Annotated in this window: 22 protein-coding genes and 1 pseudogene; 13 read left to right on the top strand and 10 right to left on the bottom strand. The window is 40.0% G+C overall.

The annotated features are described in order from the left end of the window. The first annotated feature begins 3 nt into the window (after positions 1-3). From ACRWQL_RS14835 to ACRWQL_RS14820, 4 genes are read left to right on the top strand one after another with little or no spacing between them, the layout of a single operon-like run. A complete protein-coding gene (locus tag ACRWQL_RS14835; protein WP_434950764.1) occupies positions 4-495 on the top strand; it encodes a MipA/OmpV family protein in 492 nt (163 codons plus the stop codon). A gap of 2 nt (positions 496-497) precedes the next feature. Next, on the top strand, positions 498-917 hold the full coding sequence (locus tag ACRWQL_RS14830; protein ID WP_434950763.1) for a DUF3019 domain-containing protein: 420 nt from the start codon (positions 498-500) through the stop codon (positions 915-917). After that, positions 917-1,630, top strand: a complete 714-nt coding sequence (locus ACRWQL_RS14825; RefSeq protein WP_434926913.1) for a response regulator — start codon at positions 917-919, stop codon at positions 1,628-1,630. The genes ACRWQL_RS14830 and ACRWQL_RS14825 overlap by 1 nt, the downstream gene beginning before the upstream one ends. A 14-nt stretch (positions 1,631-1,644) precedes the next feature. Next, on the top strand, positions 1,645-2,916 hold the full coding sequence (locus tag ACRWQL_RS14820) for an ATP-binding protein (RefSeq protein ID WP_434950761.1): 1,272 nt from the start codon (positions 1,645-1,647) through the stop codon (positions 2,914-2,916). Here ACRWQL_RS14820 and ACRWQL_RS14815 read toward each other — a convergent pair. Beyond that, positions 2,913-3,224 carry a DUF1289 domain-containing protein gene (locus ACRWQL_RS14815; protein WP_434938812.1) on the bottom strand — a complete coding sequence of 104 codons (312 nt, stop codon included), beginning with the start codon at positions 3,222-3,224 and terminating at the stop codon, positions 2,913-2,915. The genes ACRWQL_RS14820 and ACRWQL_RS14815 overlap by 4 nt on opposite strands. Before the next feature lie 85 nt (positions 3,225-3,309). Between ACRWQL_RS14815 and ACRWQL_RS14810 the strand changes: the two genes are divergently transcribed. Continuing rightward, positions 3,310-3,885: a DUF4136 domain-containing protein gene (locus ACRWQL_RS14810; protein ID WP_434938814.1), complete on the top strand. Its 576-nt coding sequence runs from the start codon at positions 3,310-3,312 to the stop codon at positions 3,883-3,885. An 80-nt stretch (positions 3,886-3,965) separates the two neighbouring features. On the opposite strand, the gene ACRWQL_RS14805 is transcribed toward ACRWQL_RS14810, so the two are convergent. Both ACRWQL_RS14805 and ACRWQL_RS14800 read right to left on the bottom strand, forming a co-directional pair. Continuing rightward, the gene (locus ACRWQL_RS14805; protein WP_434950759.1) at positions 3,966-5,108 is read right to left on the bottom strand and encodes an HlyD family secretion protein; all 1,143 of its coding nucleotides are present in this window, start codon (positions 5,106-5,108) and stop codon (positions 3,966-3,968) included. Next, entirely contained in the window at positions 5,108-5,536 is a 429-nt protein-coding gene (locus ACRWQL_RS14800; protein WP_226413854.1) for a DUF3302 domain-containing protein, read from the bottom strand. Before ACRWQL_RS14800 ends, ACRWQL_RS14805 begins: the two co-directional genes overlap by 1 nt. A 220-nt stretch (positions 5,537-5,756) precedes the next feature. Here ACRWQL_RS14800 and purT point away from each other — a divergent pair, with 220 nt between their 5' ends. Then, entirely contained in the window at positions 5,757-6,932 is a 1,176-nt protein-coding gene (gene purT, locus ACRWQL_RS14795) for a formate-dependent phosphoribosylglycinamide formyltransferase (protein WP_434929111.1), read from the top strand. 171 nt (positions 6,933-7,103) lie between these two features. Here purT and ACRWQL_RS14790 read toward each other — a convergent pair whose 3' ends face one another. From ACRWQL_RS14790 to ACRWQL_RS14770, 5 genes are read right to left on the bottom strand one after another with little or no spacing between them, the layout of a single operon-like run. Further along, positions 7,104-8,051: a D-2-hydroxyacid dehydrogenase gene (locus ACRWQL_RS14790; protein WP_434950757.1), complete on the bottom strand. Its 948-nt coding sequence runs from the start codon at positions 8,049-8,051 to the stop codon at positions 7,104-7,106. Positions 8,052-8,076: 25 nt separating this feature from the next. After that, a complete protein-coding gene (locus tag ACRWQL_RS14785) occupies positions 8,077-8,694 on the bottom strand; it encodes an outer membrane beta-barrel protein (RefSeq protein ID WP_434950755.1) in 618 nt (205 codons plus the stop codon). A gap of 57 nt (positions 8,695-8,751) precedes the next feature. Then, complete coding sequence (gene djlA, locus ACRWQL_RS14780; RefSeq protein ID WP_434931344.1) at positions 8,752-9,525, bottom strand: co-chaperone DjlA; 774 nt, start codon at positions 9,523-9,525, stop codon at positions 8,752-8,754. Between the two features lie 41 nt (positions 9,526-9,566). Further along, positions 9,567-10,283 carry an N-acetylmuramate alpha-1-phosphate uridylyltransferase MurU gene (murU, locus tag ACRWQL_RS14775; protein WP_434950754.1) on the bottom strand — a complete coding sequence of 239 codons (717 nt, stop codon included), beginning with the start codon at positions 10,281-10,283 and terminating at the stop codon, positions 9,567-9,569. Next, positions 10,284-11,339, bottom strand: a complete 1,056-nt coding sequence (locus ACRWQL_RS14770; protein WP_434950752.1) for an aminoglycoside phosphotransferase family protein — start codon at positions 11,337-11,339, stop codon at positions 10,284-10,286. Positions 11,340-11,483: 144 nt separating this feature from the next. Here ACRWQL_RS14770 and lptD point away from each other — a divergent pair, with 144 nt between their 5' ends. From lptD to ACRWQL_RS14735, 7 genes and pseudogenes are all read left to right on the top strand, one after another. Next, complete coding sequence (gene lptD / locus ACRWQL_RS14765) at positions 11,484-13,784, top strand: LPS assembly protein LptD (protein ID WP_434950750.1); 2,301 nt, start codon at positions 11,484-11,486, stop codon at positions 13,782-13,784. Positions 13,785-13,936: 152 nt separating this feature from the next. Further along, positions 13,937-15,240: pseudogene (surA, locus tag ACRWQL_RS14760) on the top strand (peptidylprolyl isomerase SurA). A gap of 9 nt (positions 15,241-15,249) precedes the next feature. Beyond that, positions 15,250-16,233, top strand: a complete 984-nt coding sequence (gene pdxA / locus ACRWQL_RS14755; RefSeq protein WP_434931341.1) for a 4-hydroxythreonine-4-phosphate dehydrogenase PdxA — start codon at positions 15,250-15,252, stop codon at positions 16,231-16,233. Between the two features lie 8 nt (positions 16,234-16,241). Continuing rightward, complete coding sequence (gene rsmA / locus ACRWQL_RS14750) at positions 16,242-17,054, top strand: 16S rRNA (adenine(1518)-N(6)/adenine(1519)-N(6))-dimethyltransferase RsmA (protein ID WP_434950748.1); 813 nt, start codon at positions 16,242-16,244, stop codon at positions 17,052-17,054. A 66-nt stretch (positions 17,055-17,120) separates the two neighbouring features. Beyond that, on the top strand, positions 17,121-17,501 hold the full coding sequence (apaG, locus tag ACRWQL_RS14745; RefSeq protein WP_434926928.1) for a Co2+/Mg2+ efflux protein ApaG: 381 nt from the start codon (positions 17,121-17,123) through the stop codon (positions 17,499-17,501). A gap of 4 nt (positions 17,502-17,505) precedes the next feature. After that, positions 17,506-18,324 (top strand): symmetrical bis(5'-nucleosyl)-tetraphosphatase, encoded by an 819-nt coding sequence (locus ACRWQL_RS14740; RefSeq protein WP_434950746.1) that lies wholly within the window; start codon positions 17,506-17,508, stop codon positions 18,322-18,324. 110 nt (positions 18,325-18,434) lie between these two features. After that, positions 18,435-20,456, top strand: coding sequence for a HAMP domain-containing methyl-accepting chemotaxis protein (locus ACRWQL_RS14735; RefSeq protein ID WP_434950744.1), 2,022 nt, complete (start codon positions 18,435-18,437; stop codon positions 20,454-20,456). A 187-nt stretch (positions 20,457-20,643) separates the two neighbouring features. Here ACRWQL_RS14735 and ACRWQL_RS14730 read toward each other — a convergent pair whose 3' ends face one another. Together ACRWQL_RS14730 and folA are read right to left on the bottom strand one after the other, a co-directional pair. After that, on the bottom strand, positions 20,644-21,045 hold the full coding sequence (locus ACRWQL_RS14730; protein ID WP_434931338.1) for a DUF3718 domain-containing protein: 402 nt from the start codon (positions 21,043-21,045) through the stop codon (positions 20,644-20,646). A 64-nt stretch (positions 21,046-21,109) separates the two neighbouring features. Beyond that, a complete protein-coding gene (folA, locus tag ACRWQL_RS14725; RefSeq protein ID WP_434950742.1) occupies positions 21,110-21,613 on the bottom strand; it encodes a type 3 dihydrofolate reductase in 504 nt (167 codons plus the stop codon). Between the last annotated feature and the right edge of the window lie 14 nt (positions 21,614-21,627).

Below are 21,627 nucleotides of genomic sequence, written 5' to 3'. Positions count from 1 at the left end.
CCGATGGGGTTATCGTCATTACCTAGAACCAGTGAACCTAAAGTGTTTAATAGTTTAGAAAGGCGAAAATTTACCTTTTATGGTGGTCTTGAAGCCTTCTACTATGCTCGTTTTGGCTTCTTTAAAGTAGCTTATGCCCATGACATGTTCAATGTTCATAATGGTGACACTGCACATATTAGTTGGAATTACGGCTTAGCGGTTAAGCAATGGGTATTTGACCTAGCCCTAAGAACTGACTGGAAAAGTGCTAAAGTTATTCAATATTATTATGGGGTTAGACAAAACGAGAATAACTATTGGAGCCAGCAATACCAAGCTCATTCAGGCTGGAATAAAGGGATGGAGCTCACCACCCGCTACATTCTTAATGGGCAATGGAATATTTTAATGGCATATCGTTACACAGCCTTGTCTGATGAAATAACTGATAGTCCATTAGTCAATCAAGATAACAGTCAAAGTTATTTTGTTGGCGTAGCTTATAGGTTTTAGTTTTGAAATATCATCCTATCAGCATTTTATATCAGCTTATTGGTATATCAGTTTTGTTTATGAGTGTTTTTTCAACAACGGCAGAGCCTCTTAAACATCAAGTGCAGCTAAATGCTATGCCAAATTTTTGCCTCACTGATGATCAGTTTGATTACTGTGAGATAGACCTTTTACTCACATGGAATTTCGTTAATGAAGAACTCGTATGCATTATTTCAGACTACCCAAGCATACCGAGATGGTGTTCGGACAACCCAAACGAAAAATCGGTCAATTTAACCATAAAAACAGATAAAGACATCCAATTTATACTTGTCAGTAAACACGACAACATCACGCTTGCGGGCGTAAAATTAAAGGTCAATAAAGCATCATCTCGACAAATCAGAAGACGCTATCGAAATCCTTGGAGCTTATTTTAATGACCCAACCACAATCTACCCACAGAGTTTTATTAGTTGAAGATGATATTCGACTAGCCAACCTGATTGTTGATTACTTAAAAACCCATGACATGCATGTTGAAGTAGAACGTCGCGGCGACACAGTATTGACACGTTTAATCAGCTACAAGCCTGACATTATTTTGCTTGATATTATGCTACCAGGACTTGATGGATTCAGTCTTTGCGAAAAGTTAGCCGATTATTTTTCCGGCCCTATTTTATTAATGAGTGCCTTGGGCACCAATGAAGATCAAATTAAAGGCTTAGAATTAGGCGCAGATGATTACGTCGTGAAACCGGTTGAACCAGCATTATTAGTGGCTAGAATTAATAATTTACTTCGTCGCCAAGCTTTGCCTAATAAGCCAGAGTCTCATTGTCTTAATTTTGGCAAGCTCAGTATCGATCCGCATACGCAAACGATTCGACTAGGCGATACACAAGTTGACCTTACCAACCATGAATTTGAGCTGTTATGGCTGTTAGCCTCACAGGCAGGTCAGGTATTAAGTCGTCAATATATTTATCAATATCTACTCAACATCGATTTTGATGGCAAAGATCGCAAAATTGATGTTCGCACATCTCGTCTACGCAAAAAACTGGGGGATAGTATTGAAACGCCGTTTCGTATTAAAACAGTATGGGGACAAGGTTATTTATTCGCGCCAGAAGCATGGAATGGCTAGGTGATAACACTAAAATGAAACGTTTATTCATCAGCCTATATTTACTACTCAGCTTAAGCTTTTTAGGCATAGGCTGGACATTAGATAGCCTTTGGCAAAACCATGTTGACGAAAATGATGATGTCGATACGCCGCTTATTGTTTTAGCATTGCTCTTATCTCAGCAGCCAGAGACCGATAGGCAATCTCTTCTGGATGCGATAAGTGATCAACACTCATTTTCATTACAACTGCTTCAACGTAATCAAGTTGCCTTAAATGGTGATATACAACTTGCAGATAATCAGATATTAACCACTGAATCAAATGAGCAACAATTGCAATTTATTGCCGTCGGTGAACAAGTGCTTGTGGCTGGACCGTTTGACATTGAACCCCGCAGTCAATTACGCGGAATATTTACTATCGTTTTTTATGCCTCACTGGCACTGGTAGCTTTAATATGGGTATGGCCCCTTTCGCGAGATTTAAAAATACTGCGTATCGCTACTAAAAAATTTGGTGAAGCCAACTGGGATACTCGCATTGACCTCAGTACTAGTTCTCAAGTATCACCTCTTGCTCTCACCTTCAATGATATGGCACAGCACATCAGCAGTTTAATAGATAACCAAAAACATCTTACTAATGCTGTCTCACATGAAATTAGGACACCTTTAGCAAGGCTTAAGTTCGCACTTGCTCTACTACCGCAATATTGTCTACCTCAAAGCGATATTAACCAACGCATTGATTTTTTGGAGGGCATGCAAACTGATATAAAAGAGATGGAGGACTTGTTGCAGGAGTTATTGACTTACGCCAGCCTAGAAACGATGCAAATTGAGCCCATTTTAGAAAACTGCGAACTGGTCAGCATCTGTAAACAATTGATCCTCAGGCTTGAAGATTTAAGTGATCATGATATTGAATTAAATCTTACTAACAGCACGCAAATCTATATTAAAGGCGAAGGGTCCTTGGTCGAACGGGCAATACAAAATCTTGTTACCAACGCACAGCGCTATGCTAAATCAAGTATTCAAATCAATTTACGAACGGATCAACATAAAGTCTACTTATCAGTTAACAATGACGGCCCTAGTATTCCGGTAGAAGATCATCCTTATATTTTTGATGCTTTTTATCGTAGCCAATCCCAACATAGTGGCAATAAAGGCCACGGTTTGGGCCTCGCCATTGTTAAACGGATTATGATGCGCCATAAGGGAAATGTAGCCATATCAAGTAACCAGGCAAAAACTGAATTCACTCTAAGCTGGCCTATAATAATGGCAAAAAGCTAATCTAGCTCAAACTGACTTAAATCACTCAATAAATCCGTATCATCAGCTTGGTTAAAATCAAACTGATTATTACTGCTCGCTTGTTGCTGTTGTTGCTGTAATTTTTGCGCTTTGAATACAGCATATTGACGCCTTTTTCGCCGCGCAGCACACAAGCGCACGATATCTTGCTTTTGAAGTTCAGAGAAATGCAGCCAATTAAAGCGCTCGTCACGACTGCGAAAACAGCCTGAACAATACCCTTTAGTATCTGACTGACAGATACCAACACAGGGGCTAGGAATGGCGAAAAAACTTAATTGTTCCATAGTGAGAGCGAAGTTAACCAATTAACGATATAGTTAAGGTTATACCAATTGCAGTAAAAATGTACATTTTTTGGAGACGCCTCTTATGTTAACGCCAATCATGCATTATAAAACCTTGTTGCACTTTTTCTCTAAAGCCATATTGTTGATAATAGGTTTGGCTGCTTTAGGTTGCCAAAGTACGCAAAAAAATGACTATGATATTAATTATGATTTTAGTCAGTTACAAAGCTTTAGCCTTGTAGATGTTGCCAATACCGACGATCCACTCACTGTACAAAGAGTTAACCGGGACATTGTGCAAGCATTGGTCAACCAAGGTTTTATCCAAACTGATAATAATGCTGATTTCTTGGTTAGTTTTGCCTTTCAAACTGAGACCAAGCCTAAAAGTTCAGGTCTTTCAATTGGTTTGGGGACAGGTAGCTGGGGAAGTAGCGGTGGAGCAAGTATTGGAACTAGTATTGGGGTTCCGATCGGCAGTGATAGTGCAAAAATGCAAACTATTCAGATTGATGTCATTGACCCAAAAGAAAACCGATTGATTTGGCGCGGTACTGATAAATATGATTTTGAACAAGGTGGCGAGCTTAAAGCCCAGAAAACGGCTGAAACTGTTTATCATATTCTTCAACAGTTTCCGCCCAAACCGGCAAAATAATCACTTCACTTTTAGTTAAAAAAACGTCCGCTAATGCGGACGTTTTTAGTGAGACCAAGTGGATTGAGATCAGCTAAAAATTAATGATCGCCAAATAGATAATTCAACCAGCCCTGCATTCTCAGTAGTACTTTACGCATAACAGCAACATGACTGAAGTGTTCAGTGTAAATAGCTGCCTGTCCAGCAACGCCTGCAGGCAAGCTATCAAGGGTGGCATTCTTATCAAGGTCAATTAATACTACTACCCGACCACGTTGAAACAGTCTACTTGATGATTGTAAGCTACCACTAAACTGGACTTCACCTTCGGCCATTGCGGGTAAAATTTTAGCCACTTTGCCTTTAAACACCACACCAGGCACAGCATCGATAATCACTTCAGCTTCATCGCCTTCCTTTAAACGCATTAACGAGTTTTGCCAAAAAGCACCGGCAAAATATCGTTCTTCATCTGGAATAAAAGTTAATGCAGGACGAAGTGGAATGGGAACGGCCATTACCCCTTTGCGCAATGCTAATTGGGTGACCACACCATCAGCAGGTGCGCGCACAATGGTTTGCTCTAATTCAAATTGCGCTTTAGCTAACTCAGCTTGTAATCCCGCAACCTTAGTATTAACCCCGTCAATATTTGACTCAAATGCTAGGCGGCTGCGAAGTTCATCCGCTTTTGCAGCATCGCGCTGCGCTAATGATGCTAAGTAAAGTTGACGACGATTATCTAATTCAAGCTCAGTAAAAGGTGAGTTTTGACCGCCTTTTTTACGTCCTTCTTCATAACGTCTATAAGCTGACTCGGTACGGGTTGAATCTGCCTGAGCTTGTTCTAATTTAGCATGAGCGGCTTCAAAAGCGGCTTGCAGCTGAGGAACCTGTTGTTCAGCTTCTTTTAGTGCTGCTTGTTTTTGCTTTACCGTTGCAGCATAAGGTGTGGGATCTATTTTGAATAAAACATCGCCCTCTTTGACAGGCATGTTGGGCTGAACATTCACCTCAGTCACAATCCCTTTCACCGCAGGGGTAATCGGAATAGAAACAAAGTACTCTCGAGTAAACTTGGTATAAGGGTGGTTATAGTTCATTAATAACAACAATGAACCTATTAACACTATGCCGCCAAGTAAGGCTGTCGGCACAGTCCACTTATTTAATGGAATTTTGAAGACTTTAAAAATTGCGATACAAATGGCGCCATAGGTCAGAATAAGCAGTAAATCCATTATTTTATCTCCTTATCAACTGACTCGGTTTGAAGCTCGTCAGTTACTTTTACCGCTGCTAAATCACCTTTAGAGGCAATGGCTTTAGCCACTTTACTACTCTCAACCTGGTCTAACCTAAGCGTTAATTGAGTCACTTGCTGAATAAGTTCTTTTACCTCACCTTCAAGAATTAACTCTCTTTGGCGGCTATCTGAAAATCCCCAGCCTCTATCCTCACGATATAACGTGGCCCAAATCCACAGAAAAGGCCAAATAGCATGCAAAGTAAACAAGCTAACCCAACCTGCAATATGTAAGGCGTCCTGTTGCGGATGATTACGTTTTTTAGCAATCTCATAGGGAATATCATGGATAGCAATAATGCCGTAAAAAATAAAAATAACGACAAAAAATAATATCCCTAATGCAAAGTAATCTAAAAACATTTAGCCTCCAGGCCATGTAAAATCTCATAACAATAAATCTTACATACCCACTTACAATTTACAATGTTTGTTTAATGTTAAGATAAAGCTAAATAAGTAAATCTAACGTATTAGCTCAATATTTACGGTAAAACAATAGCAAAGCGACCTCCAAAGTAGGTAAACTGTTCTAATAACAAAACACTGAACAAGGGTGAATATGAGTACTTCGTCATTAGAGATATTAGGCACGCCAGGTTGTACTGATGCCGTCAAGGCCATGTTGCTTGGTTGCGGTGAGTTGGGTAAAGAAGTCGCTATTGAATTGCAGCGATTTGGTATTGAAGTGATAGGTGTCGATAGATACCCTAACGCTCCAGCGATGCAAATAGCCCATCGTAGCCATGTGATTAACATGCTAGATGGGGCTGCTTTATCTGCTGTCATTGAATTAGAAAAACCAGATATTGTTATCCCTGAAATTGAAGCGATTGCAACAGATATGTTATTGGCTTTAGAAGCCAAGGGATTAAACGTAGTGCCTTGCGCGCAAGCGGCAAAGTTAACCATGGACAGAGAGGGCATTCGTCGATTAGCAGCCGAAACATTAGGCTTACCGACTTCAGCATATTTCTTTTGCGACACGTTAATTGAACTGAACCAGGCAATAGCACAAATTGGCTTCCCGTGTGTGATCAAACCTGTGATGAGCTCATCAGGTAAAGGCCAAAGTGTCATTAAGTCTACTGACGATATTCAGGCGGCTTGGGATTATGCTCAGCAAGGTGGGCGTGCAGGTCAAGGACGAGTGATCATCGAAGGCTTTATACCCTTTGATTACGAAATTACCTTACTCACCATTAGCGCAATTGATGGCATTCATTTTTGCGCACCTATTGGACATAGACAAGAAGACGGCGATTATCGTGAATCATGGCAGCCTCAAGCTATGCCGGACAATGTGTTAGAACAAGCGCAAATTGTCGCAATGAAAACGGTTAAAGCACTGGGCGGATATGGACTCTTTGGGGTTGAATTATTCATTAAAGGCGACGAAGTTTACTTCTCTGAGGTTTCCCCTCGCCCACATGATACTGGCCTAGTCACCTTAATCAGCCAAGACTTATCGGAATTCGCATTACATGTGAGGGCTATTTTAGGCTTACCTATCGGTAAAATTGAGCAGTTTGGTCCCGCTGCTTCTGCGGTCATTCTAGGGGAAGGGAAATCGGACAACATTCGATATCAAGGTATGGGAAAGGCTTTAGCCTTACCCGATACTCAACTTAGGTTATTTGGCAAACCCGATATTGATGGACGTCGTCGTCTAGGTGTCGCCTTGGCCAAAGATACCAGTATTGAAAATGCCATCGAAAAGGCAAAAAAGGCCGCTGCAGAAATTAAAGTGATATTTTAGTGATTAGCTAAATTAAGCGATGCAACTGACATCTACCTTCGCCATATTAAATATTAATATGGCGTTTTTTAATGCCGCTCATGCAATGTCATACCTCATACTCATCTTATAACCCCTCTTATCAAGTCAGAGTAACTCTGGCCTTTTAATTAAAGGGACATAAATATGCGACTAAACCACATTAGTTGATTTGCCTAGTATGAATTGTCGGCAATTATTCACCGCTATATCCATCAAGTTTTGCCTAGCTTCTTTCGTTGCCCAAGCAATGTGAGGAGTTAATGTAATATTTTTAGCACTGATTAATGGATTATCAATTTTGGGAGGCTCGCTCGACAATACATCCACCGCCGCAAAGCCTTTATCTTGGTTAAGCCAGTCTGCTAAATCTTGTTCATTGACTAAATCACCTCTGGCAGTATTTATTATTAATGCCTTGCTAGGTAATTTCGCTAAAGACAATGTATTGATCATTTGGTGTGTTGCATTAGTCAGGGGGCAATGAAGTGATAAAAATTGAACTTTAGGTAATAGATCGTTTAACTCGCACCACTCTATACCTTGGGAAAGTCCTACTTTAATTTTAGGAGTATGAATCAAAACCTGCATCCCAAAAGCTAACGCAATTTGTGCCACATGCTGAGCAATGTCACCAAAACCAATTAACCCGAGCACTTTGCCTTTTAGCGACATTAATGGAGATAAAGTGAAACAGAAATCACGCTGACCAGCCCACAGGCCTTGCTTTACCGCGTTATCATGCAAGGCGACTTGTTGTGTATGATGCAAAATATGGGCAAACACCATTTGCGCTACCGCGTCAGGGCCATACGCTGGTACATTGGTGACTAATATGCCCCTTTGCTTGGCGTAGATAAGGTCAACCACATTGGTACCAGTGGCTAGTACACCAATATATTTAATATCAGGAAGCTGTTTTAAAATATCCGCTGTTATTGGGGTTTTGTTAGTTAAAATGATTTCTGCACCCTGACAACGAATAACCACATCATCAATTAAGCTATGCTCATACACTTTGCAGGGTGCTAGTTGCGCCAATTCATGCCAACTTAAATCACCTGGGTTTAATGTAAATCCATCTAGCACAACTATTTTCATTATCTATTAGCCTTTAGTCCTTACATTAAAAAGCAATCTCAAGACCAAGGTTAACTTGGCTTTGCCACATTAAATCACCCTGTATTTGCCATATACAGCCAGCTTGATTACAAAATAATCCACCATCTGAATTCAAAAAAGTGGCATATCCGCGCACATCAGCAAACAGACTAACATTTTGAGTAACCTCATAGGCAACACCGCCACCAATGCCGATAGAGAAATGAGTTTCACTTGAATACTCTTTGCTTGGACGCAGTTGGGTTAAACCTGCACTGGCTGTAATATAAGGTTTCAAATTTCCATTTGGAAAATATAATGTTCCGCCAAGATGGAAATAATTAACCTCTAGTTCGGTAAACTTATCTGATGACAGCGAGCCTTGACGTAAATCTGTATCTTGTCGGCTATATAGAAAGTACATATTGCCAGGATCATTGGTCGTTACACCTAACATAATACCTATGTTGCCACTTTCAGTGATGTTTAACTCTGATAGATTAGTCTGGGCATCATTAACTGAGACTTCTAGCCCATTACTACCAAAACTATAACCACCAAAAGGGGCTACAAATATCTCAGCATAACTATTTGGGTTAATCAATGCACAAACAGCCATAAGTGCTAATCTTACTAGCTTCATATTTTGCCCAACTCCTGTTTACATTTTATCCATTAATATAACCGCTTAATTAATCAATTAACGCATACCTCTAGAAGTTTTTATCGTTTCATAAGCGGCTTGAATATCCTGAGCTTTAGCTTTAGCTATCATCATCATCTCTTCCGGCAGCCCTTTGGCAACCAACTTATCAGGATGATGCTCATTCATTAGTTTCCGATAAGCCCGTTTAATTTGCTGATCCGTTTCAGACTCGGCAATACCCAGTACCAGATAAGCATCGTTAAGTGGCATTTTACTGCCTTGGCCTGATTGATGATGTTGAAATTCTGCTTGCCAGCGAGTAAGTAAATCTTTTAGCACTGCAGATAATCCTAACTGTTCCGCTATTACAGCAAGCACTTGCTGTTCTTTAGCTTGTAGTTCGCCATCTGACAGAGCCGTTTGAATTTGAATTTCTAAAAACATTTGTAGCAGTTCATGCCGGCTTTGTGTGACTCGTTTAAAATCGGCTAAGGTTTGAAATAAATCAAAATTGGCTTGGCGACCCGAACGAAATGCAGCCTGAGCATCAGCACGCGGCTGGCCAGTAAGCTGCATTTTATCCATTAATAATGTTGCTACGCGAATATCAGCTTCGGTTACATGGCCAGATGCTTTGGCAACATGCCCCATAACAGCAAAGGTCGCATTAAAAAAAGTCGCTTGTCGCTCACCCGCTTGTTGGATGAGGCCAGATAAACGTTTACGCTTGTCGTAAAGGTGTCCTAAAAAAAGGCCCATTATGCCGCCAGCAATTCTGCCAAACATAAACCCAATGATAAACCCAAAAACCTTGCCCCAAATTCGCATTGACTGTTCCGTTATATTTTATAAAAATTTGTTATCCAAACTTAAGATAATGACATTACTCGTGTATTTAATGTATCTAATCTAGCAATAGTGCCAACATCACACCAATATTGTGTCAAACAGTGACCATAAATTTGTGCTTGTGCAATAGATTGCCTAAGTAACGGACCGAGTGGTTGTGATCCGTTTGCTAGCTCAGTAAACATTTTAGGATGATACACGCCCATTCCGCTATAAGTGAATCGCGTAGAACCATCAAGAACCACTAACGCATGCTCAAGATCGCTCTTACCCACAGAACTTAACGAAGAAATAAGGCAAAAATCCCCTTGAGAGTGATGTGTTGGATTATCAACCAACCAAATATAAGCATCTGCCTTTCGTTGATTAACCACAGATAATGCGGCTTCTATATCTGGTAATGCATCTATAAAAATATCGCCATTCAGTAATAAAAAAGGTTCTGAACCTAACAAAGGTAAAGCATTTTTTATCCCGCCTGCGGTTTCTAACGCCTCGGCTTCAGCGCTATAATGAATCGATAACCCCCAACGTTCACCATTACCTAATGATTCAACAAGCATGTGTCCAAGCCATGCATGATTAATTATGACGTCAGTTATCCCCAACTCAGCAAGCTTCTCTAAGTGATATTCTATTAAAGGTTTACCATTAACTTTAACCAAAGGTTTAGGCATTAAATCTGTTAGTGGTCTTAATCTTTCACCACGCCCTGCCGCTAATATCATCGCCTTCATTTAGAGACCTCCTCCTAAAGTGGCATTCTTTGCGAGCACCTTTGGTAACACCACCTCTTCAACCCATTGGCTTAAGGACTTCAGCGAAGGATAACGCCCCGCAATATCGACAATATATTGTAAGGTTAAAGGAATATCTGCCATATAACCTGCTTTTCCATCTCTTAATTTTAATCGCGCAAAAATACCCGCAGCTTTAATATGACGCTGTAGCCCCATCAAATCGAACCATTGTTGATAAACAGAAAAATCGGCATTATGATCAATTAATTCATGTTTCATTAGCAATTGATAATGATAACGCATCAATGAATTCACTATATTCTCTGGCCATCTGACATAACAATCACGAAGCAGTGATACGGCATCATAGGTTATCGGCCCTATTACAGCATCTTGAAAATCAATCACAGCAAGGCGCTCTAGACCGGGTATGTCATGATTCATAAGCAAATTACGGCTGTGAAAATCACGATGCATACCCATTTTAGGCTGAGCCTCTACATTAACTATCAACTGCTGAAAACAGTCATTCAACATGGTAGATTCTACTTGTGACAAATCATACTGAAGATGAGCACCAATCAACCATTCGGTGAAAATAGTTAATTCTTTTTCAACAAATGCACTATCGTAATAAGGTAATAATTGGTTGATACCTTCCGCATTATGGTATTGAGTCACACCAGAAATAGGCACCAATAAATCTAGTGCTTGTTGATAGTAGCCAGTCACATTATCGTGCTGTAAAACAGAGAGTAACTGTTCATCGCCGACATTGGTTTGCAAAACAAAACCTTGTTCTAGACAGTAATGTACAACTTCAGGTACTAATACACCGGCTTGATGATATGCCTTTGCTATCGCAATAAATGGCACAATAGGCACTAGAGTCACAGGCGAATCGGAGACAATATAATGGTTGTTTTTGACCGTCAGTTTAAAGTAACGTCTAAAGCTAGCATCACCACAAATTAGCGAAACGTTTACTTCTTGACCAAAATACTGATTTAACCAAGAGGATAATAAGGAAAATCTTAAATCTGTTTGACTCATCTCAATGGCTCTTCAACAAAAATTGCTTTATTATAGCCAGCATAACATTTGGAAACAGCTAAAGAATGGATTGTTTTTGTTAGCTGCTAACTTCTTTATTAATCCAAACTTTCCAGAACAAGAATTCATAATTATTTGACTATAATGCAGATCCGATATCTTCTGGCCTTATGCCTATTACCTCAATACGTGTTTGCTCAGGCACCCAATGTAGAAGAGGAACTCCCTCAACTTTGTATAGTCGAGCCCCCTGTCTCTCGCTCATTTAGCGATCGTGAAAAGCTATCTGGCATAAAAGATACCGACATTGTGATTATTTCAGACGATTCATCGGCCTCTTTTGAAAACAAAGCGCACTTTCGCGGAGATGTTAGTTTTAGTCAGGGCACAAGGCATATCGCAGCTGACGAAGCCATTTTAGATCAGCGCAAACAACAACTAAATGCTAATGGCAATCTCATTTTTAAAGATGAGCAATTCACCATTACTGCTGATTCACTGCAAGCACAAATGAGCAGCAGCAGCGCCAATTTAGAAGGTGCTGAATACTGGCTTAATGGTCAACAAATTCATGGGGACGCTAAGCGGTTACAGATAACCTCTGACAATAACTTAATTTTATCTGGCACTAACTTTACCACTTGCCCACCTGGTGATGAATCTTGGTTACTTGAAGCTGACATGATTAAAATTGACAGCGAAGAAGAATGGGGTGAAATATGGAATGCCAAACTGCGTATTGCCGATGTACCCGTTTTGTATATCCCTTACATGACGATTCCGGTATCCGATAAACGAAAATCAGGATTTTTATTTCCAGCATTCAGTACAAGTACGACTAATGGCCTGCAATTTAGCGTGCCATATTATTGGAATATTGCACCAGAGTATGACTTATCCTTTACGCCAGATATCATGTCTTCACGCGGTATATTTACTAAAACAGAGTTCCGTTATCTTGCTGGCGAACAACAAAATGGACAGATGAATGTTGAATATTTAGGCAGTGATCGCAAACTATTTAACAACCCTGATCGCTATTTATATCATTGGAGTCATCAAGGCGCTCTTAATGACAATTGGCGTGTCAGAGCAAACTATACCGATGTATCTGATAACAACTATTTCAATGACTTAAATTCCGATGTTAACCGCTCAACAGATAATCAATTGTCGCGTATTGGTGAAGCCAGCTATTTTGAGCAAAATTGGGACTTCAACATGCGAGTACAAGACATCAAAGTACTGGGCGAGGACGAGTTACCCTACCAGGTCATGCCACAATTAAATTTCAATTATCGTCAAACCGATTTTTTCAATAGTATTGACTTTAATTTCAACTCAGAACTGACTAACTTCCGTCATCAACAAGATGAATACTCAACGGCGACACGCTTACATATGGTGCCTAGTCTAACCTTACCTATTCAGGGGCCAGCTGGAAGTTTAACCAGTGAAGTTAAGCTTATGCAGACCCAGTATTGGCAGCAACTTATCGATCTCGATACTGGCTATGACGAATCAGTAAGCCGTACAATCCCTCAAGTTCGAGTGTTGGGCCAAATAAATTTTGAGCGTCCAACAACGATGTTTGATAGTCTATCAAAACAAACATTAGAGCCACAATTTCAATACCTCTATGTGGGTTATGAAGACCAAACAAACATTGGCATTTACGACACGGCTCAACTTCAGGAAGATTATTTTGGTTTATTCCGGGATAGACGTTATTCAGGCTTAGACCGCATTGCTGATGCGAATCAACTGACTTTAGGTTTCACTACTCGCTTCTTTGATGAGCTAAATTTCGAAAAGTTTAAATTTAGTTTGGGGCAAACGCTCTATTTTGACGAATCAAAAGTATTAAGTGAGAACCAGCGTTTACAAGAAACTGAATCAACGTCAATTTTGGCCGCAGAACTCGATGCACAGTTATATAAAGATTGGTTTATTAGCGGTTCTGTTCAACATGATACCGAAAATGGTAAGAATAAAAAAAATGAAGTCACTTTAGATTTTCGTCCTAGTAACGACAAATTACTGCAATTTAGCTATCGTTACGTACCTGATCTTCTCAATACCAACACCAATGACCGAGTCAGTATTTCTCAAGCTGGCCTCAGAACATCTTGGCCGATTAACGATGACCTATACTTTGTTGGTAATTGGTATTATGACTTAAATGAATCTCGCAGTGTTGAAACCTACACTGGAGTCCAATATGAGTCATGTTGCTGGGCTATACGTTTAAGTTACCATTACCGCATCAAAACAAACTATGATGACGATTTATCACAAAGTATCGACGGGCGTGAAGAATTTGATAAAGGTATTTACCTCAACTTTGTCATTAAAGGCTTAGGCGGTTCAGGCCCACTTGGAGTTGAAGATATGCTAAATGAAGGTTTATTTAACTACCGTAAGCCACTTTACTTAAGGAATTAAGCCGCTTTTATGATAGCTTATGATAAATTGCTGAACCAAGATTAAAAACCGTAGTCCTATGTTAAGTTAATTAAGATTAACTGACAAAAATGATAACAATAGATTTGGGTCCCCCCCAAAATACCAGAATAAAAGTGCCAAGGATTTATTGGATGAAACACAGTAAGAAACTTTTTTTGCGTTATTTGCACTGACAATAAGCCAACCAGCTTTATCAGCTCCGCAAACGTTAGACAGCGTAGCCGTTCAATTAAATGACGGTATTATTTTAGAAAGCGAAATTAGCAACATGATTACGACTGTTTCTGCAAACGCAAAAGCATCTAATCAAACGCTGCCTTCTGATGAAGCGTTACGCACTCAAATTATTGATCGCTTAATTTCAACGCGTTTACAACTGCAAACAGCTGAACGGATTGGTTTATCTATTGGCGATCTTCAATTGGATCAAACGATTGAAAATATCGCTAAAGAACAAAAAATTACCGTAAACCAGATGCAGCAGCAACTAGAATCAGAAGGTATGAGCTTCAGCCAATACCGTGAACAACTTCGCGAAGAGATCACTTTAGGTGAAATTCAACGTATTCAAGTACAGCGTCGTATCCAAGTATCCCCTCAAGAAATAAACAGTCTAGTTAAACTGATTGAAGAACAGGGTTTGAAAGATGTTGAATTTCAAGTGGGTCATATCTTAATTGAGATCCCAAACGACCCAACCAGTGAGCAACTGGAACTATCAAGTCGTAGAGCAGATATTGTATTAAAGCGGCTTAATGAAGGTGATGATTTCCGCAGTACAGCGATAGCCTCTTCATCTGGCCCCAAAGCTCTTGAAGGCGGTATATGGGAGTTCATGAACATCAATGAGATGCCAACTTTGTTTGCAGAAGTTGTTGTTGACGCTAAAAAAGGCGATATTTTAGGGCCGATAAAATCAGGTTCAGGTTTTCATATCATTAAGGTCATGGATACTCGTGGTTTACAAACTCAAGAAATCGATGAAGTTAAGTCACGTCATATTTTATTGAAACCGTCACCTATTTTATCTGAAGACCGTGCTCAAGCTATGTTAGCAAACTTCTTAAAAGACATACGCAGTGGCGATGCAGATTTTGATAAGTTAGCTCGCCAATATTCTGAAGATCCTGGTTCAGGTGCAAAAGGTGGTGAATTAGGCTGGGCTGAACCAAGTTTATATGTTCCTGAATTCTCACAAACGCTCCAAAACTTAAAGCCGGGTGAAATTAGTGAACCTTTTCGCACCACTCACGGCTGGCACATTGTCCAGCTAGAGGATCGTCGAAAAACAGATGCAACAGATAAATTTAATAGTAATCGAGCACACCAATTAATTTTCCGTCGTAAATTTAACGAAGAATTACAAAACTGGTTAGATGAAATGCGCAGTGACGCATACATCGAAGTATTCGAGCCTGACAATATACGAGGCTAATAACTCACAATGATCAAACGTATCGCGATAACGCCGGGTGAGCCGGCGAGTATCGGCCCTGACATCGTCATTAAACTAGCTCAGCAGGATTGGCCTGCTGAGCTAGTTGTTTGTGCTGATCCACAATTATTATTAGATAGAGCCAAATTACTTAATTTACCGTTACAGCTAAAAACGTATGACTCAACATTACCGGCTAAAGCGCAGCAAGCGGGCACATTAACTATTCTGCCATTTAAGTTGGCAGAACCTGTTGAATGTGGCGTGTTGAATGAAGCTAACAGTGGCTACGTTGTTGACACGCTTAAATGTGCCGGTGAAAAGAACATGTCAAAAGAATTTGACGCTGTTGTCACAGGGCCAGTCCATAAAGGCATCATTAATCAAGCGGGTATTTCATTCAGTGGTCACACAGAATACTTCGCCCTACAGGCAAATTGCCCAGATGTAGTCATGATGTTAGCAACACCCGGATTGCAGGTTGCATTAATGACAACCCATATTCCACTCGCTTATGTGGCAAAAGCCATTACGCGTGACAGGTTGCACCACATTATCGGTATTTTACATCGTGAGCTTGTCAGTAAATTTGGCTTAGGTTCACCTAAAATATTTGTGTGTGGCTTAAACCCGCACGCTGGTGAAGATGGTCATTTAGGTCGTGAAGAAATTGATATCATCATACCAGCCTTAAATGAGCTACGTCAGCAAGGTATGGACATCGTCGGTCCACTTCCAGCAGACACACTATTCCAGCCTAAATATCTAGAACAAGCCGATGTTGTATTGGCTATGTACCATGATCAAGGTTTACCCGTGCTCAAATCTATAGGTTTTGGTAAATCAGTTAATATCACCTTAGGTCTACCGTATATTAGAACGTCTGTAGATCACGGCACAGCGTTAGATCTTGCCGGCACAGGGCAAGCAGATAGTGGCAGCTTATTTTGCGCATTAAATAAAGCCATTGAAATGATTGATAAGAGTAAGTAATTAATCTAATGAGTAATAAAGTACATTTAGGCCATACAGCCAGAAAAAGATTCGGACAAAATTTCTTAACTGATGAAGGTGTGATAAGTAGCATTGTTGGTGCTATTTCCCCTGATAATGACCACGTTATGGTTGAAATAGGACCAGGCTTAGGTGCACTAACAGAGCCAGTTGCAGACACCATAGATAACCTCACAGTCGTTGAGCTCGATCGCGATTTAGTTGAGCGATTAAAAACACATCCTATATTAAAAAATAAACTGACTATTCACCAAGGTGATGCATTACAGTTTGATTTTAACCTGCTTAGACAAGAAGGCAAAAAAATGAAAGTGTTTGGTAATCTACCTTACAACATTTCAACGCCTTTAATGTTTCATTTATTTGAGTTTGCAGAATATATTGAAACCATGCACTTTATGCTCCAAAAAGAAGTGGTATTGCGTTTATCGGCCAGCCCAGGTTGCAAAGCTTATGGACGTCTCACCGTTATGGCGCAATATTTTTGTCAAGTCGTACCTGTATTAGAAGTGCCTCCGCACTGCTTTACTCCGGCGCCAAAAGTAGACTCTGCCGTGGTACGTTTATTGCCTTATGAGCAAAAGCCTTGGCCATGCAAAGACGTAACTGTAATGCGTCATTTATGCACCACAGCATTTCATATGCGCCGTAAAACCTTGCGCAACAATTTAAAGGGCATGCTCAATGATGAAGACTTTGCCCTACTCAATATAGATTCAACCCTGCGACCTGAGCAAATCAGTGTGCAACAATATGTTGCGATGGCTAATTTATATATAGATAAAAAAACAACAAATTAATAACTTCATCTTAAGGGGCATGTTCAATGAATATGCCCTTTTGCTTAAGGACGAAATATATCACCTATGAGTCAAGCTGAATCTCCGATAAAAATTAAAGTCGACACTGAATATCTTGAGCATCAATCAGATATAGCAGATGAGAAATATTTATTCTCCTACACTATCACTATAATCAATGTGGGCGATCAAGCTGTAACGTTAAAAGATCGTCACTGGATCATCACTAATGCTAATGGCGATAAAAGTGAAGTAAAAGGCCCTGGCGTCGTAGGAGAAACCCCTACTATTGCACCTAATACCGCTTACCAGTATTCAAGTGGAACAGTATTAGAAACCCCTATCGGTTTTATGGAAGGCTCATATGGTATGGTCTACAATGATGGCAGACTATTTTCAGCTGTCATTCCCACCTTCAGGTTAGCTGTGCCAGGGTTGCTGCAATAAAATTATGGCCAATTATTTTGTCGGTGATATTCAAGGATGCTTTCAAGAGCTACAGAGACTATTACAAAAAGTCAGTTTTAATCCTTCCAAAGATATACTCTGGGCTGTTGGTGATTTAGTTGCCCGCGGGCCGGGTTCGCTAGAAACCTTAAGACTATTTGAATCACTACAAGACAGCGGCAAGTTAGTGCTAGGTAATCATGATCTTCATTTAATGGCTATTCATGGCAAAATAAAGCGCGCAAACCCAAATGACCGCTTAGAAGCATTGCTAGAAGCGCCCGACTGCCCTAAGCTAATAAATTGGCTAAGGCAACAACCATTATTACGCCACTTACCTGAACATAATCTCATAATGACTCATGCTGGTGTAACCCCACAGTGGGATTTAGCAACACTTATATCTGAAAGTTTAATGGTTAGTGAACAGCTTAAACAAGCTGATTATTTGACAAGTATTATTGGCCAAATGTATCAGAATAAACCCAATTTTTGGAGTAACAACCTTAATGGAATTGAGCGCACGATATATTGTATCAATGCCCTAACACGGATGCGGTTTTTACATTCCGATGCCAGTTTAGACTTTGAATGTAAACTGCCTCCAAACCAAGTGAAAGATAAAATATTAAGGCCATGGTTTGATTTTGAGTCTAAGCTAAAAGCGCCTTACCAGATCGTTTTCGGTCACTGGGCGGCACTAATGGGGCAAACATCTGCAGCACATTTACATGCTTTAGATACAGGATGCTGTTGGGGTGAACATTTAACACTGTGGCACCTTGAAACAAATGAAAAAATTACCCAAAAAAAGCTCATTTAGCGTTAAACTAAAAGACGAATAAGCCGATAATCTACTATCGGATTTCAAAAAGTACCTGAATACAAAAGTCCTTGCTGTTGGGATAAAATAATAATAGGTTGGAGTAACATATGAAGATTAAAGTGGCCACTAGAGTTATAGGCGGATTTTCTGTCTTAACTTTATTACTAATCATACTTGGCGTTGTCACATTATTAGGCAATAGCAGCATCAAAAAAGGTACCCAAACCTTAAAACAAGTTAGTCTACCCGCTTTGGCACATACTAATTTGTTAAGCGAAAATATTAGTGGCCAACAGATTCAATTTATTTTGGGTTACTACAGTGACCATTCTTCAAAAATCCCTGCTATAGAACAATACCTTGCTAGTGAAAATAAAAAATTCGTATCTGAATTCAGTAAATTAACAAACTTAATTTCTGAGCAAGAGCAACTTTCGCAACCACTAAACCAACTAAAAACAGCTTATGTAGCCTATGAAAATGTAGCAGATAAGATGCTTAGCGAAAGATTGCAATCCTTATCTAAACAAGAGGATGCATTAAAAATGCGCAGCGAGATAGAAAATGCTGCTGATGACGCATCTTCTATTCTATTGGACGTAACAGATTTAGAGACAAGCTTAGACTCAGTAGAAAGAAGCTTAGCTTCTTCTGCCAATATTGTTGATAACACATTTATCAATTTAATCACTACGGTATATGACCTCGTTGCTGTCACTGACAGTAGCAAGTACGATCTGATTATAAAAGAATTGGAATTCATGGTCAGTGAAGCAAAAGGCAAGTTGAGCCATATAAGTTTACAAGGCCAAGATATAATTGACAGTGATACATTGGCTGACCTTAATACAGAAACAGATAAAGTGTTTAAACTATTATCGGGCAATAACTCTATAATTGGTCTAAAAAAGCAGCAACTACAACATGAAGCGGCTGCAGCGGCCGCCTTAAGTGATATCCAAGTTAAAACCAAAACCGTCAATGTAAAAATGACTGAATTTGCCACGGCGATTGATGGATTTACTAACGAAATAAGTAACGAAGCAATTGATGTGATTGACTCTGCAGAAGTTAAAACGATGGCAGTAGTGCTTTTTGCTATATTTGTTGCGATTTTTGTCAGCTATATGGTTGTCCAGCCATTAAAACAATCTTTAGCACAAGTAAACCAAGCCCTTAATGTATTAGCTTCAGGTGATTTAACCCATAAGTTAGATGACTCTGGCCACGATGAATTTGCTGAACTGTCGAAAAACTGTAACCGTTTAGTCGACAGCCTTCGCAGCTTAATTATGGGGATTTTAGATCGTTCAAATCAACTTGCCGCGGCCGCAGAAGAAACTTCAGCTATTACAGCACAGACCACTATTAGCATTCAAGAGCAGAAAAGTCAGGTCGATCAGGTCGCAACGGCAACCACTGAGTTAAGTTCAAGCTCTCAACAGGTTTCAATGAGCGCAGATCAGGCATTAGAACAAATAAAACAAGCCGACGAAGAAACCAAACACATGCGCTCTCTTGCTGATGAAAGCAAGCTTACTATCTTAGCCCTGGCAGATGAAGTGGCTAAAGCTGGCACAGTGATTAATAAACTTCACACCGATAGTGCATCTATTGGCTCAATCTTAGATGTTATCCGAGGCATTGCCGAGCAAACTAATCTACTGGCATTAAATGCCGCAATTGAAGCAGCCAGAGCGGGTGAGCAAGGTCGAGGTTTTGCGGTAGTTGCTGATGAGGTCCGCAGTCTTGCCTCACGCACCCAAGATTCAACCCGAGAAATTCAGTTAATGATCGAAGTGTTACAGCAAGGTGCTCAGCAAGCCGTTGCTGTTATGGAGCTAGGCAAATCGCAAGCTAGCAGCTGTGTTGATAAGAATGAACAGGCCAATATAGCGCTTGAAACAATTATCAAGTCAGTTCATAAAGCTTATGATTCTGGCACTCACATTGCTCACGCAGCCCAAGAGCAGAATCTGGTCAGTCAGCAGGTATCTGAGAAGCTTGAACATATTGCGCTTATATCAGAAGAAACCTCTTCTGGTGCAGAACAAACTGCACAATCAAGCCACCAAGTCGCCATGTTGGCAGAAGAACTACAATCGTCTGTTAAAGAGTTTAAAGTCTAATCTAGATTTAAATTATCCTCCTAATGAGAAAAGGCCGTAAAGGCCTTTTTTGTTACAGCTAACTTATGGAATAAATTATCGATTAGAGGTCGTCGCTTTACTTAAAAGCTTATTTCCAAATAAAAAATACCGACTTATTAGTCGGTATTTTTTATTTGGCATTGTAGGTACAGAATAATCTTAACGATTAGTCCTCACCTGCACCGCCACCTAGACGTTCAGTAATCGCTGCTGTGATAGGGCTACCACTATGACCGTTGGCACTGGCCCAATCCACAATAGAAGTACCATCTGATTCAGCAGCAGAAAGGTCTGATGCAGGAAGACGTTTAGCAATAAACTCACCAACATCATTCGCGTTAGAATTGTAGGCAGTACGCAATAAACTGCTGCCATCACAGCTCACCGCTGAATAAATATTACGTAATTTTACACGGGCTTCTTTAAGCTTTTTACGTAAACGATTTTTATCGTCTGACTTTACATAATCGCATATGTTAGCAACTAACTGATCAGTGTTCGCTACAGCAGGGACTGACACTGAAGATGCTGCTATCAGTACGGCTATCGCCACAGGCATTAAACGCATCTGACACTCCTTTATAATTTATTATTGTATCTTAATACGCTCATCTTTGTGATTGTATTTAGTTTCAGGGTAACTCGTGAACAAGTTTACAGTTTTTAACAAAAGTGTTAAAGCTATATTGCAATCCATGCTCATTTGTTGCTGTAATAGTTTGTTTCAAAAGCCAACTTCCATCATCCCATTCAGGAAAGTAGGTATCACCTTTTACATCTAGGTCAATTTGAGTTAAATATAATACATCCGCCTTACAGAGTAGTTCAGCATACAGCTGACCGCCACCCATTATGATTAATTCTTCACACTCACCCGCAGCAGCAACAGCTTGATCAAAATTACCGACACAAGTGACCCCATCCGGTGCATAATTCGACTGTCGAGTAATGACAATATTGTGTCTTCCAGGTAATGGACGCCCTATTGATTCATAAGTCTTACGCCCCATTACCACAGGCTTTGATAACGTCATAGCTTTAAAATGCTTTAAGTCTTCAGGTAAATGCCATGGCATTTGATTGTCTTTACCAATAACACGATTGTTAGCCATAGCGGCAATCATTGCGATACGCATGATGAATCCTCTAA

The organism is Shewanella sp. HL-SH4, assembly GCF_051164845.1.
Lineage (GTDB): Bacteria > Pseudomonadota > Gammaproteobacteria > Enterobacterales > Shewanellaceae > Shewanella > Shewanella glacialimarina.
This window is presented reverse-complemented; position numbering and strand designations above follow the sequence as displayed.